10 protein-coding genes are annotated in these 14,364 nt (G+C 38.6%); 1 reads left to right on the top strand and 9 read right to left on the bottom strand.

All coding sequences use genetic code 11. The annotated features are described in order from the left end of the window. Window positions 1–86 precede the first annotated feature (86 nt). The 9 genes from ACRD62_RS09050 to ACRD62_RS09090 all read right to left on the bottom strand — a co-directional run bounded on the left by ACRD62_RS09050 (window position 87) and on the right by ACRD62_RS09090 (window position 11,647). Window positions 87–1,127, bottom strand: coding sequence for a proline racemase family protein (locus ACRD62_RS09050; protein WP_430819812.1), 1,041 nt, complete (start codon window positions 1,125–1,127; stop codon window positions 87–89). Window positions 1,128–1,197: 70 nt separating this feature from the next. After that, window positions 1,198–1,899, bottom strand: coding sequence for a VIT1/CCC1 transporter family protein (locus ACRD62_RS09055; RefSeq protein ID WP_430819813.1), 702 nt, complete (start codon window positions 1,897–1,899; stop codon window positions 1,198–1,200). Between the two features lie 18 nt (window positions 1,900–1,917). Next, window positions 1,918–2,874: an ornithine cyclodeaminase family protein gene (locus ACRD62_RS09060; RefSeq protein ID WP_430819814.1), complete on the bottom strand. Its 957-nt coding sequence runs from the start codon at window positions 2,872–2,874 to the stop codon at window positions 1,918–1,920. A gap of 10 nt (window positions 2,875–2,884) precedes the next feature. Further along, window positions 2,885–4,276, bottom strand: a complete 1,392-nt coding sequence (locus ACRD62_RS09065) for an aminopeptidase P family protein (protein ID WP_430819815.1) — start codon at window positions 4,274–4,276, stop codon at window positions 2,885–2,887. A gap of 78 nt (window positions 4,277–4,354) precedes the next feature. Beyond that, window positions 4,355–6,616 (bottom strand): S9 family peptidase, encoded by a 2,262-nt coding sequence (locus ACRD62_RS09070; protein WP_430819816.1) that lies wholly within the window; start codon window positions 6,614–6,616, stop codon window positions 4,355–4,357. A gap of 290 nt (window positions 6,617–6,906) precedes the next feature. Then, complete coding sequence (locus tag ACRD62_RS09075; RefSeq protein ID WP_430819817.1) at window positions 6,907–8,175, bottom strand: FAD-binding domain-containing protein; 1,269 nt, start codon at window positions 8,173–8,175, stop codon at window positions 6,907–6,909. Between the two features lie 184 nt (window positions 8,176–8,359). Continuing rightward, complete coding sequence (locus tag ACRD62_RS09080) at window positions 8,360–8,842, bottom strand: hypothetical protein (protein WP_430819818.1); 483 nt, start codon at window positions 8,840–8,842, stop codon at window positions 8,360–8,362. A 245-nt stretch (window positions 8,843–9,087) separates the two neighbouring features. Then, window positions 9,088–9,639 (bottom strand): DJ-1 family glyoxalase III, encoded by a 552-nt coding sequence (locus ACRD62_RS09085; protein WP_430819819.1) that lies wholly within the window; start codon window positions 9,637–9,639, stop codon window positions 9,088–9,090. Window positions 9,640–9,937: 298 nt separating this feature from the next. Further along, window positions 9,938–11,647 (bottom strand): UvrD-helicase domain-containing protein, encoded by a 1,710-nt coding sequence (locus tag ACRD62_RS09090; protein WP_430819820.1) that lies wholly within the window; start codon window positions 11,645–11,647, stop codon window positions 9,938–9,940. 248 nt (window positions 11,648–11,895) lie between these two features. Here ACRD62_RS09090 and ACRD62_RS09095 point away from each other — a divergent pair, with 248 nt between their 5' ends. Beyond that, window positions 11,896–14,244 (top strand): beta-galactosidase, encoded by a 2,349-nt coding sequence (locus tag ACRD62_RS09095; protein WP_430819821.1) that lies wholly within the window; start codon window positions 11,896–11,898, stop codon window positions 14,242–14,244. Window positions 14,245–14,364 lie beyond the last annotated feature (120 nt).

Consider the following 14,364-nt stretch of genomic DNA (forward strand, 5'->3'; position numbering starts at 1 on the left):
GTTTAATAGTTTGTTAGAATTATCAAATTTTAGTCGATAAAACTTTTAATCATGAATTCTTTTTTAGTACTATTTTTATTTTACATCTATCTGAATATAAATCCTTCTCTTAAAGGATCATTCGGATCAAACCAGAATTCGTTTTTACCTGTCAGGTGTGCCGTCCCGCTTACTTCGGGCACAACAGCCTCATAAGGTCCGTAAGAAGTGATCTCAGCAATTTTTACTTCCATAGTAGTGCCTAGTATACTTTCGATGGTAATGGATTGTCCGGGTTGCAGATCACCTTTGGCATAATGTAAAGCTGCTCGAGCACTGACGCCTGATCCGGTTGCCGAACGGTCTACTTCGCCTTCGGCAAACACGCATACGTTGCGGCTGTGATGATTAGTGTTAAAAGCCTTACCAGTAAAAATAGTGCCATAAAGGAAGCTCAGATCTCTTTCAAAAGGATGGGTGATAGGGAACTGCGCCATCACGGCCTTTTTAATTTTGCGGCCCCAGTCAATGAGTTGATTGTAATTGTTGGCATCTAATCTTAGTTGAAGGGAATCTGCATCCACAAACGCGTAAAAAGCCCCGCCAAATGCTACATCAAACTTTATTTCGCCAATTCCATCCACTTGTATTGTTTCATCGCTATACAGAACAAATGACGGAACATTTAGAAAGCTGACCTTGTCAACTACATTGTTTTTTCTGTAGGCTTTTGCTCTGATGAGCCCGGGAGGTGCATCTATAATTAGTTCAGGAGTGTCTCCTTTTTTATGGATCATTCCTGTATCAAATACTAATTTGGTAAGTGCAATGATGGCATGGCCGCACATTGTGCTGTAGCCTTCGTTATGCAGAAAAAATGTGCCGAAATCGGCCTTGTCAGTCACCGGTTCAGTAATTATAGCACCATACATATCGGCATGTCCACGTGGTTCAAACATGGTACCTGTCCTGATGACATCCAGGTGGGTTTTAAAATACCTTCTTTTCTCTAGAATGGTACTGCCTTTAATATCGGGCAATCCATCGTACAATACCCTCAGGGGTTCACCACCCGTGTGCAAATCAACAGTTTTAATTTGTTGCCAGTTTACAGGTGGTTGCCAACTCCAGTCTTTCAGGATAATCATAATGCAGGTATTTTATTTGAATAACAGAAATGATCAGGAACAGAAGCCAAACACTGCTTTGAGAATAATATCAGATACTTACTCCAAATAAATATCCTACAAAGGCCGATAAACCCATTGCAATGGTACCCCAGATAACAATTCTTATAATTCCTTTTTTCAGGCTTGAACCTCCTGTTTTAGCTGAAACTGTGCCCAATAAAACCAAGGATACAATGGTAAAAGCATACAGGAAATACTCCATATGTATTACCGGAGCTAGTATGGCAACAAGCAGGGGTAAGATACCACCAGCTGTAAAAGCTGCACCTGATGCCAAGGCAGCCTGAATAGGGTTAGCCTGAGTAATTTCATTAATTCCCAGTTCGTCCCTGACATGTGCACCCAGTGCATCGTATTCGGTTAATTCCTGTGCAACCTGTTTTGCTGTCTCAGGTTTTAAACCTCTTCGTTCATAAATCTGGGCAAGTATTTCTAATTCGTTTTCAGGATAATCCTTCAATTCCTGTGCTTCTCTTTTAATGTCGGCCTGCTCAATATCGGTTTGTGAACTCACCGAAACATATTCGCCGGCAGCCATGGATAAGGCACCAGCCACCAGTCCGGCAATGGTAGCCATTAAAATGGTTTCACGCGAATTACTTGCGGTAGCAATACCTATCGATAAACTCGAAACGGATATAATACCGTCGTTGGCTCCCAATACAACTGCCCTCAACCAATTACTTCTGCCGATGTAATGATTGTCTAAATAATTGTCAATTGTAATCATTTTTGAATTGAATCTTTTTTATAGGGCAACATCAAAGCCCAGTTTTTTCTCCATTGCTTTTTGATAAACCAGCTTGGCAGCAAACAGGTCGAAGATGCCGTTGCCAACACTTTTAAAGAGCCTGGTTTCTCTAAATCCTAATTCGTTGGGTTGTTGTATAAGAGTTGAAAGATGTTTGATCTGAGTGGGTTTGATCCATTCGTTTTCGATCGGGTGAATGAGGTCACCACTTTCAAGTTTGGCCAGTTCGGAATCGATCCAAACAGTGTCGATCAGACGGTAAACTGATTCGGGTACCTCACGCATATCAGGTTTATAAGATCCAATGCTGATAAAGGTTTTACCCAGCAGCAGGTCTTCAAGATTGGGGATAACCGGCAATTTTGATGTAGTTGCTGTACAAACGATCTCAGAATTGGTTATTACCTGCTGTTCATCTTCGCAGGGAGCTACTTCTATATGTGGAGCATGTTTGTGCATAAACTGCATAAATTCAACCACCTTTTGATGTGATGGATCATAGAAATAGATTCGTTCCAGATCACGCTCATGAGTTGCCAGCCAGGCTAGGTGTTGTCCCTGTACTCCGGCACCTATAATACCCAGGTATTGTGACATAGGGTCTGACAGGTGACGAATACCAACACAGGCCACCGCAGCGGTACGCATGGCTGTTATCTTAGCACCATTGAATACCGCAAGAGCTTCGCCGGTAGCACCATCATTCAGAATCAATGTTCCCTGAATGGCAGGTTGCTTAACATTGGATGGAAAAACAGATACCAGTTTGGTTGAAAATAAATCAGGGCCAACTGAAGGCATGATTAATAAGGTGTTGGCATCCATTGATACATGCATGCGGTCCGGAGTTTTGTAATCTGCGTCTTTTAAGGCTTGCAATGCAACTTCCATAGCATCGATCCAAAGGTGAGGTTCGGCTGCAGATTCAATTATTTCCCCTGATAGTATTTTCATATTGAACTGGTTAAAATGCTTTCAATCGTTCGTTTTCCACATCTTCGATGGATTTTGGAAGAGGTTTCCCCAATAAACGTGCTCCTGATTCGGTAATCAAAAAGTCCTCTTCATTACGACATCCACCAAAATTTTTATACTGCTCTAATTTAGTGAAGTTAAGATATTTTTGAAAACGTTTTTCATTTTTCCATAAATCGATGAGCTGGGGAATGAAATAAATGCCTGGTTCTATGGTTAATACAAATCCTGGTTCTAGTTTTCGACCTAATCGTAATGACTTAAGTCCGAATTGTGTACTCTTGGCTTCGTTGTGATAGCCTACGTATTGTTCACCAAGATCTTCCATATCGTGTACATCCAGTCCCATCATATGTCCCAGACCACAAGGGAAGAACATGGCATGGGCACCTTCTGCTATTCCTTCGTCAATGTCGCCTTTAACAAAACCAAGATCTTTCATTCCCCTCATAATCTCGCGGGCTGATTCAAAATAAATGTCTTTGAAGGCAACACCCGGCTGCAGTAATTCAATGGCTCTGTTATGCGCATTGAGGGCTACCTGGTAGATTTCTTTTTGCTGATTACTAAAGGTTTTGTTTATCGGGAAGGTGCTTGACATGTCACCGGCATAGCCCATAGCGGTTTCAGCACCGGCATCGAGCAGAAACATACCGCCTTCGTGCAGGGTGTTTCCATGATAATGGTTATGCAGGGTTTGACCGTTAATGGTACCTATAACCGGAAATGCAATATGACCACCGGCTGCCAGTGCAATGCGTTCCACCTCGGCTGCAATTTCTGCTTCTCTTATGCCGGGGCGAGCCATTCGCATCGCTGCCAGATGCATATCAACTGTGGTATTGACAGCTTTTTCAATTTCTACAATTTCCTCATCTGTTTTGTAATTACGTTGTTTGATTACAGCATGTATCAATTCAAGTGAGGCTTGTTCTTTTAACTGATCGGGTCTTATACCGAGCCATTGAAATAGTTTAATTTTGCTTTCGGCACGATAAAGAGGTAGAAAATGAATTTGTCTACCCTTGCTCTGAGCTTCCTGCAAATCAAGGCTCAGCTGATTAAGAGTTGCGCTTTTGCTGACACCACATTGTTGGGCTCTGCTGGCAATGGTTGGTTGATTACCCATCCAAACAATGTCGTCAATGGTATAATCGTTGCCATACACGGTTGTCTCGTTACTCTCGGTGTCAATAATAGCAACTAAATCAGGGTGATCTAATCCGAAGAAATACAGGAAACTGCTATCCTGACGAAAATGATATGTATTATCAGCATAGTTCATCGGGCTTTCGGAATTACCAATAAAGAGAATAATTCCTTTGTCAACATCCTTAGCCAATTGCTGGCGGCGGTTTATATAGGTTTCTTTTTTAAACATGGTTTTGTTTTTTAGTTATCCCGATCGCTATCGGTAGTAATTAGTTAAAGGTTAGTAGATCGTTGTTTGTTGTGATGATTACTTTATCTTATAGTTTTTGGGTGGTTCAACACCCATCAGATATCTCACAAAGTAATCCCATCGTTTACGAATAACATATTTATCGTAGTAGGTGGTACTATGATCTTTTCCCGGAACAATCAATAAATCAAAATCCTTGTTGGCTTTGATTAATTCAGCAGCGAAACGCATGGATGCTGTTGTATTAACATTTTGATCCATATCGCCATGAATAAGGAGCAAATGTCCTTCTAATTTATCAGCGTTGTAATAGTTCGATTGTTCATCATAATGTGGTCCTTCCGGGTAGCCCATATATACCTCTGGCCACCAGGCTTTCGCCGATCTGTGATCGTGATTACCGGCAGCAGCCACACCTACTTTGTAAAAATCGGGATAGGCAAGTAATGCTCTGGCTGCATCATATCCACCGGCAGAGTGCCCGAAAATACCAACCCGGGTGGTATCCAGCCACGAGTATCGTTTAGCAAGTGATTTAATTACCGCCATTTTATCCGGTCCACCTATATCTCCCAGGTTCTTATAGGAAACGTCATGAAAAGCTTTGCTACGGTATGCCGAACCCATTCCGTCGATGTTGATAAGAACAAATCCCAGTTGAGCAAGCGGGGTATCGTCGTTAAGCAATCCTCTTCTGAATGACTTGGGAGCCCTTATGGTTTGTGGACCACTATAGGTTCCTTCAATAATGGGATAACTTTTTGATGGATCGAAATGGGCAGGTTTATAAATCACACCATAAATATCAGTCTTACCATCCCTTCCTTTGGCTTTGAATGGTTCAGGTGCCTGCCAACCCATTTTTAGTATTTCAGAAATGTCGCCCTGCTCAATTGTTTTTAGAACTTTTCCATCTTTTAAGCTTCGAAGAACAGCAATATTAGGCTCTTGTACGGTTGAATAATTATCAACAAATAACTGGTTGTCGGCTGAGATAGAAATGCTATGTTCGGCTTTCTCAGGTGTCAGTAGTTTTAAGGATTGCCCATTGAATTTAGCACTGTATAACAATTTCAGATATGGATCTGTGTTTTCTTCTTTGCCACCCGCAGTAAACCAGATCGTTTTTGATTTTGTATCGATATGCTCTATACTTCGAACAACAAAATCACCTTTGGTAATCTGGTTTAATAATTTTCCAGACTCTAAGTCGTAACGATAAAGATGATTCCAACCGTCTTTTTCTGATAAAAGGATAAGGCTGCCATCATCCAGGATACGATAGTCAAAGATGTTCGGATCAACATAAGTTGCTGCAGTTTCTTTATAAACAGTTTTAATGCTGTTGTCAGTAGTATTTACTTCGGAAATATCCATCATTTGGTATCCACGATAGTATCTCAGAAGGTAAGCTTTGGTGCCTTTATTGTTCCATCGAAAATTTAAACTCAGAAAGGTGGCCATGGGTTCAAAATCCAGTTTCTGAATATTCGATTGTTCTGCATTATAAATGTAATATTCAACTGTAGCGGTTAACGAATCGCCGGCCAGTGGTCGCTCATAGCTGTATACTTCAGCGCGGTTACCTTTATCAGGCAGTGTTTTATATAAGTATAAGTTTCGTGCATTGGTTCTGTTGTAACGGGCAATAATAGCATACTGGCTATTGGGGCTCCAGTTGATATCCAAATCCAATAAATGGTCTTCTTTGGATTCAATGTTTTTAAGCGACATCCACGAAGGAGTCACGCCATAACCATATTGTTGGGTACCATCGCTTGTTAGTTGGATGGAATCGTTCGTATCTTTTTTAATCCAAATATTATAATCAATAAATGCAAGAGTGTGCTTCTTATCCGGCGATTGACTGTAATTAGAAGGTTGTTTCTCTTTTTTTTCTGCTTCTTGTATGGAATAGGTTGCATTGTCAAAAGTGTAATCTTTATCCTTGTATGAAAAATTAATCAGCCCATTTTTATTAGTAATACCTTTTATCCAAACAGGTAATTTATAGGGATAGATCTCCTTTTCCGATAATTTAGAAAGCTGTTTAGCCAATTCAACCTGGTTAAAGAGTGGTTCTTTCTTTAATGTTTTTAAATTGATCTTAATGTATTCAACTCCTTTTTGGGTATTATTTCTATACCAAAAAACGTTTTGTTCGTTAACCCAGTTTGGTGATACCCAATAATTATAGTATTTCTTTGAAAGATTGGTTGATAGAAATTGTTCGGCTCTCTGATAATCAGTTGTATCGACTTGCGCCTTAGTAACCTGACATAGTAATGCTAATAGCACAAAATATAGTAAGTGTTTCATTGATTTGTTTATTTTACTTGCTGGATAATCTTAAATAATGCGGAAAAGATAAAATCTAATAGATCCAGCATTCGAAAAGCCCTTTAGAATGCCCGTAGAAATTTCGAATGGCTTTTGAATTCAAATAAACACACTTTATGGGAGAAGGGTCAAGTAAATTAACCCTTTGGGAGTTCATTTTAGTATTTTTTTTTATTTTTCCCATTGATGTGAATAAGGTCTGCGCAATTTATAAAAAATTGCGATTGAATAAACCTTACCCTTGAGAGAATAACAAAATAAAAAGCTTACTAAAATTGAATTTTAAGATTGACAGGATTCTGTTTCGTTTTAGTATCTCCCGACCATTTTGCGATGTACCTTTTATTCGGGTCAAATTTTTCGACTTGCTTAGCCAGGTTAAAACTACGGTTGAAACGACTATCGGTGCCAACACCAGCCTGATATGCCCAATTACCATAATTGTTACAAACCTCATAGTCGATCAGTATATGTTCGAACCATTCAGCACCCCACAACCAGTTAACCTGCATTACTTTCGACAGGTAATACGAAACCAACATGCGTCCTCTGTTTGATAGAAAACCGGTTGTTCGTAACTCATTCATAAATGCATTTATTAAAGGCTCATCCGTTTTTCCATTTAGCCATGCATTAAAGGCTTCAGAATCATCATATCGGTCGCGGTTTTTATTTCGGATACCATGTCGATAAAAGAGTTTGTTGTCGTACCTGAGAAATAAAAAACGATAATAATCACGCCAGATAAGTTGGAGTTTCATTTTTTCAACTGACTGTTCCAAATCAGGATTCTGTTTCTGTCTTTTATTTAGTTCGTAGTATAGCAAATTGGCCGATAAACTACCGTCGGCTAAATATGGCGAGAGAAAACTTGAGTAATGATTGCCTTCAAATAATTCTCTTGAGATATGATAGTTTGTAAACGAATCACTTTGGAGATAGTCCGTCATCAGCTTAACTGGTGATATTGTTTCCTTTATTAGAGGTAGCTCTAATGTTTCAATAGGTATAACTCCTTGGTATGTATTAAAGGATTTTGTGTTAGTGATTAATGGAGCAGGAGGAAGCTCAATCACCTTCTTCATAAATTTGGTATAATAATAGGGGCTGACATCGGCACTAAAAGGTACATGGTTTGGAGGGTAAATCATATTACCCCAATACAATTGAAGGTTTACATTTTCATTAATGATTCTTTCTTCTTCTAATTCATAAGGTGCATATTCATGATGGGCATAAACATCACTTGCATCTGTTTTATTTGCTAATTCAGGGATAATAGCAGTCGGGTTGCCTTTAAATATATGCAAATTCGCACTAACCGATTGAAGTTCTGATTTCAATCGGTGTAGGCTTTGATATAGTTGGTTTAAGCGAAACGATCCTATTCTGTTGAACCCTAATTCGCTTATTTTAAACCAATCAGAATTAATTATATATACAAATATGATGGGTTGATTGGTTTCACTTGCTTTTTGTAAGGCTATGCTATCGTATAAGCGCAGGTCATTTCTGAACCAGTATATGATTGGCTTCATTTGTTTATTGATTTATTCAAAATATTAAACAAAAATCTAGTCATTGGGTTCAAGAAAATTGATAGAATTATAAAAGATATTCCTGGTTAAGGTTCAAAAATGTTTACTACCAGGGTAATATGTGTATGGCATAAACTAAAAAAGGCCGGATAATTCCGACCTTTTTTAATGATAGTATAAGATTTTAAAATACGTAACGTACTCCTAGTGCCAATCCAAAGTTGAATGGATTATAGCTATTTCCCAGTCCAATCATTGGTCGGGTATCTACACTTATATTTAAAGGAATTTCATCAAAATTGTATTCAATACCAACCTGACCACCAATTCCTAAATAAAAACCAGCGTTTCCTTCGTCTGTTACACTGCTTTTATAGCTCCAGCTTCCAAGCTCAGCACCCGGACCGGCATACCAGTTAAATCCACCATCAATATTCCATACCCACTGATAGATACCTGCAATGTTAAAACCACTACCATTTGAATAAGAATAAAGACCAAGATCCGCTTCCAGACGATTAATGTTTGATAATCCTTTTTGATAACTTACTTCAGCTCCAAAGAAATTACCGCCTCCAAAGCGCAAACCAAGTGCATTATTATTAACTTGTGCAAAAGCACCTAAGCTGAATATTGCCATAATGGCTACTAATAATTGCTTCTTCATAATAAAATTGATTAATGTTAGGGTTCATAACAGAACCATCATACAAAAATATTAAATCTCTAATTAATTATTGCGTTAAAAAATAACTCTCATGTATAAGCAATAACGAACAATACTGTTGTTTGTTTTATAAGAGCATTTTGAGAGTTTATTGTTTCTTTAATCTTAATTCAAATTATTTTATGATATAGGTAGGATGGTTTTATCCTCTTAATTCATGAAATGAGAGGATTGTATGTAAATGTTTAAAGCTGAACAAACATTTTCTGAGCAATTTCATCTGCCTTTTCTTTTCCAGCAAGGATTTCGACCAATTGCAAAGAGAAGGACATGGAAGCTCCAGCTGCTTTTCCGGTTAGCAGATTTCCATCTCGCTCAGTTGAATTGCCTGTATACTGGGCATCTGTTAACTGATCTTCAAAACCAGGGTAGCAGGTTACTTTTTTATTTTTAGCCAGACCTAATGAGCCCGGAACAATAGGGGCAGCACAAATAGCCCCGATAAGTTTACCTTGTTGGGCAAATTCTGTTATTACTTTATTTAATTTCTGATGCTTCTTTAAGTTTAAAGCTCCGGGCATGCCACCTGGCAAAACTATACAGCTAAATTCATTAAAATCAATTTCATTAATTACTTTATCTGCTTTTACAATAATGTGATGTGCCCCTGTAACTTCAACCGTATTACTGATTGAAATAGTGGTAACCTGAATACCTGCTCTACGAAGAACATCAACGGGAGTTAAAGCCTCAATTTCTTCAAATCCGTCAGCTAAAAAAAGTGCTACATTTTCCATCTGAATTATTTTGATTTTACTGGCTAATGTAGGAATATCTATTGACTTGCTAAAAAATATAGTTGGTTTAATGGTTTGGTTGTTTTTGTATTGTTAAATAACAACCATCTTATTGGTTTGCCAGTATGCAGATTAGGAAGCAAGGTTATGCAATTTTCAAATACAATTATTAACATATAATAACATTTACCTATGGGTTTGTGGCACAGTACTTGTTGTTTAATAATAGATTTTTTTTCATAGATTTGGGTTAGGTTAAAAGAGGGATTTCAGGCAACGGCATGAAATCCCTTCTTATTTAATAGTATTTTTCCCAAAGATCCAGTTTGTCTATTCTGCTTTTAATGGCTGTTTGGCTTCGTCCTAGTAAACGGGCTATATGTGCAATGGGTTTACCTGATAAAAATAACTGACTAAGTTCTATTTCTTCACTTCTGGTCCATTTTGCATTTTTATTCGGAAGCGATCGGTTGGTAAAATCCTGTTTGAGTTTTAATGCTGTGCCGGTTGTAATTGATTTCATTCCTTCAACATAAAATCCGGTTGGTAAAAGTTTGATTGGAATATGAAGCATAGTTTTTGTTCGGGTTGCGGCTACATACAAAAGGTTTATTTCTTCTTCCAGCATCGAAGGTTTAATTTCTCCTGCTTTAATACCAGCTTTTGCATCAATCAGACTTTGTTCATTTATAAAATCCTCCTGAAGAAAAACTTCATCATATTCCATCCCTTTACTCTTGTGAACCGTTGAGAATATCATTTCGGCTTCGTGTTTTTGCGTGTTATCAACCACCGAATCCTTAATTCGTTTCATGTAATAGGGTAAGTCCTTGTTATACTTTTCAACCAGTTCTATCAAGGGTTTTAAATTATTATTGCCGGTCTCAGAAACATAGTCTTTTAATTCTTCAAAGCCAGGCATCGAAGCCATTTGTGCATCTTTAATCATATGCTTTTCGCCGTTGTACAAATTGAGAATATCATAGATTGATCCTCCTTCATCGGCAAAGGTATAGGAGCTTAGCTGGCCTTCGAAATAAATTTTGGTCAGTTCGCGCTGTTGTATCAATAATTCTATAGCACGCGATAAAAGACTACTGTTTGATCGGGCCAGGGTTGCGCGGGTGCTGATTGTATTATTCTTACCACAACCGCTAATTTTAGATGTGCCTGTTTTATTAATGAGTTTTTTTAGGTTTAATACAGATGTGGCCAGGGTTGCAATCTCGTGGTTAAATCGAAAACTCTGACTTAAATGCAAGGTTTTGAAGTCAACATTTTGTAAGGCATTGATTGCAAATCGCCAGGCATAAATTTGTTGATGCTGGTCACCAATAATAACTTTATTTGCTTTCTGATTCAGAAAGGTCTGTAACATGGCAGGTGAGGCATCTTGTCCTTCATCAAAAAGAATATATTGATGAGGAAGCTGCACATTGGATAATTGAAATTGCTTCAGGTAGAAATCGTGAATGATTTCAATTTCGCCGTTGTACATCTTAGCCAGAAAGAGGCGAGTATAATACAAAATAGCATCGTAATGTTTTTGTACAAATTCTAAACTTTCTGTTTCCTGAATGGTTTGAAGATAATCCAAATCTGCTACTTTTTGCGCAGCACTATTGCAAAAGTATGAACTAAACTGGTAAACGTGATTTGCCAGTTTTAAATGAGTTAAATCTCCAATTTTAACAGGCAGGCGAAGAATTTGCACCAACTCGTGCGGTTGATAACCAAAACGTATCTTATAGAATGACCCCGGTACTACATATTTATAAGCCAACGAATGGGCTGTTTCTACCTGCACATTTTTTAAACCCATTTGCTGAAGTTTTAATTCAGCTTCCTGACGAACCGATTTATTAAAAGCGATGTATAAAATGGTATTATGGCGTCTTTGTTTGGCATATTCCAATATTGTTGTTGTTTTACCCGATCCTGCGACAGCATTCACCTTCAGGTTTCCTTCAGTTTCAATTATTTGTTGTTGTTCTTCCGTTAACTGCATCAAATCCCATCTATAATTTTAGAGTACAAAAGTCAGAAAACTTACTTGAAGCGCCAAAATAGTTTAGAATGCAGACTTGGTTAAAGCATCGTTCATTTTGTATCATTTTTGTGCTTCATGTTTCAAATTACTGACAGTTTTCGCTGAAAATATGATATCTGTTTTTTTAGGTATTTTATTGTTTTGTAATTGAGAATATGGTAAACAAAAAATACAACATTTTAATCTAACGAAATTCAAAACCGATAATGAAAAGAATGAAGCCGTTTTTTGGTTTAATTGTATTGGCATCAATGATTGTTTCGATGAGTTTTTCATCGTGCCAGCCTGCAAAACCAAAACATACTTTCGAAATTGGGAAAGACGATTTTTTAATCGATGGACAACCTTTCCAGATCAGATGCGGAGAAATGCACTTCGCACGTGTACCAAAAGAATATTGGCGTCACCGTTTACAAATGACCAAGGCATTGGGTATGAATACCATTTGTGCCTATTTATTCTGGAACTATCACGAACGAACACCGGGTGAATTTACATGGGAAGGTCAGGCTGATGTTGCAGAGTTCTGCGAAATGGCCCAGGAGGAAGGTCTTTGGGTGATTTTACGTCCCGGACCATATGCCTGTGCTGAATGGGAAATGGGAGGATTACCCTGGTGGTTGTTAAAATATGATGATATTGCTTTGCGTTCCACTGATCCTCGTTACGTTGAAGCTTCTCAGCGTTACCTAAAAGAAGTGGGCAGAGTTTTGGGTCCGCAGCAAATTACCAATGGCGGTCCAATACTGATGGTTCAGGTTGAAAATGAATATGGTTTTTATTCAGATGATGCTGAATACATGGGAGTGATGCGTCAGGCTATTTTGGACGCAGGATTTAATGTGCCATTGTTCTCATGTAATCCTAAGCATACATTAAAACGAGGATATCGCGATGATTTATTTCCGGTAGTTAATTTTGGTGCAGATCCTGCTGATGGATTTGCAAAATTGCGTGAGATTCTGCCGGAAGGTCCGTTAATGTGCGGAGAATTCTACTCAGGATGGTTCGACACCTGGGGAACACCACATACATTCGGAAATACTGAAGCCTATCTGCGCGATATGGAATATATGCTGAAAGAAGGAGCTTCTTTTAGTATTTATATGGCTCATGGTGGAACCTCATTTGGTTTCTGGGGTGGAGCTGATCGTCCGTTTAAGCCTGACTGTTCAAGCTATGACTATGGTGCACCCATCAGTGAAGCAGGGTTAACAACGCCTAAGTTTTTTGAGACTCAGGAATTGATTTCGCGATACCTGATGCCTGGTGAAGAAGCCTTGCCTGAACCACCGGCACCAATGCCTTCAACCACTTTCGAAAAAGTAACTTTATCACAGTTCGCACCTTTATTTGATAATCTGCCTGAACCGGTTGTTGGAGATGAGCCAAAGAATATGGAATATTACGACCAGGCAAGAGGTAGTATGGTTTATCGAACAACATTATCTGCTGGACCAGCCTGCACATTTAGTGTTGGAGCAGCCAATGATTTTGCATGGGTTTATGTTGATGGGGAAGAAGTTGGTTTGATGGATCGTCGTAAACGTAATTATTCAGTTACTATTCCTGCACGTGAGCAAGAAAGTACTGTAGAGATATTTGTTCATGCAATGGGTCGTATCAACTTTGGGAAAGAGGTACACGATCGTAAAGGTTTGAATGCACCGGTAACATTCAAAAGCAATGGACAGGAAATTAAAACGGGGCAATGGGAAATCTTCAATCTTGATTACAACGATCAGATGCTGGCCGGACTAAAATACTCTGAAAGAACAGAACCTAATACCAAACCGGGTATTTGGAAAGGTTCGTTTACGGTTGATAAACTGGGAGATACTTATCTTGATGTGTCAACATGGGGTAAAGGAGTAGTATGGGTTAACGGACATGCATTAGGACGTTACTGGAATATTGGTCCTACACAAACTATGTTTATCCCGGCACCCTGGTTGAAAAAGGGTGAGAACGAAATTTTGATATTGGATATTGTGGGGCCGCAGGCAATGACCATTGAAGGGGTTGAAACTCCTGTTTTGGATCAGTTAAAGCCTGAAAACGATTTCTCAGGTACACGACGGAATCAGGGTGAACTTCAAATAAAAGAAAAGCAACCGGTGTTAAAAGCATCTTTTAAACCTGGAGGAGAAGCACAAACAGTGAAGTTTGATAAAACAGTGAAAGGCCGATTATTTTGTCTTGAAGCTCTCAATGCAATGAATGGTGATCGTTATGCGGCTATCGCAGAATTCGATATTCTGGATGCAAAAGGTAAAGCAATCAGTCACGAAAACTGGACAATTGCCTATGTGAGCAGCGAAGAATCGAGTGGTGAAAACGGCATCGCTGAAAATGCTATCGATGGTCAGACCTTTAATTTCTGGCATACATCATGGAGTATTACCCAACCGGAATATCCTCATCACTTAGTGATTGATTTAGGGGTTGAAACAGAAATTTCTGGTTTTGTTTATGTCCCTCGTATGGATGACAAAGCTCCCGGAAGAATCAAAGATTATCAAGTATTTATCGGAAACGACCTGGTTAAGAAGTAAATTATATTTACATCAAAATGAACAAGAGGGTGTCCAAAAATTAAACATCAAAACAACGTTAGTTTCAATTTGTAATAAAATATCATTTTATGTCACCCCTAAATCCCCTGAAGGGGACTT

The organism is Carboxylicivirga caseinilyticus (assembly GCF_050589785.1).
GTDB classification, from domain to species: domain Bacteria; phylum Bacteroidota; class Bacteroidia; order Bacteroidales; family Marinilabiliaceae; genus Carboxylicivirga; species Carboxylicivirga caseinilyticus.

What these genes read in the sequence shown, in the direction of transcription:
- ACRD62_RS09090 (WP_430819820.1), bottom strand. Translation starts at nt 11,647, where the DNA reads ATGCAGTTAACGGAAGAACAACAACAAATAATTGAAACTGAAGGAAAC.
- ACRD62_RS09080 (WP_430819818.1), bottom strand. Translation starts at nt 8,842, where the DNA reads ATGAAGAAGCAATTATTAGTAGCCATTATGGCAATATTCAGCTTAGGT.
- ACRD62_RS09095 (WP_430819821.1), top strand. Translation starts at nt 11,896, where the DNA reads ATGAAAAGAATGAAGCCGTTTTTTGGTTTAATTGTATTGGCATCAATG.
- ACRD62_RS09055 (WP_430819813.1), bottom strand. Translation starts at nt 1,899, where the DNA reads ATGATTACAATTGACAATTATTTAGACAATCATTACATCGGCAGAAGT.
- ACRD62_RS09060 (WP_430819814.1), bottom strand. Translation starts at nt 2,874, where the DNA reads ATGAAAATACTATCAGGGGAAATAATTGAATCTGCAGCCGAACCTCAC.
- ACRD62_RS09070 (WP_430819816.1), bottom strand. Translation starts at nt 6,616, where the DNA reads ATGAAACACTTACTATATTTTGTGCTATTAGCATTACTATGTCAGGTT.
- ACRD62_RS09075 (WP_430819817.1), bottom strand. Translation starts at nt 8,175, where the DNA reads ATGAAGCCAATCATATACTGGTTCAGAAATGACCTGCGCTTATACGAT.
- ACRD62_RS09050 (WP_430819812.1), bottom strand. Translation starts at nt 1,127, where the DNA reads ATGATTATCCTGAAAGACTGGAGTTGGCAACCACCTGTAAACTGGCAA.
- ACRD62_RS09065 (WP_430819815.1), bottom strand. Translation starts at nt 4,276, where the DNA reads ATGTTTAAAAAAGAAACCTATATAAACCGCCGCCAGCAATTGGCTAAG.
- ACRD62_RS09085 (WP_430819819.1), bottom strand. Translation starts at nt 9,639, where the DNA reads ATGGAAAATGTAGCACTTTTTTTAGCTGACGGATTTGAAGAAATTGAG.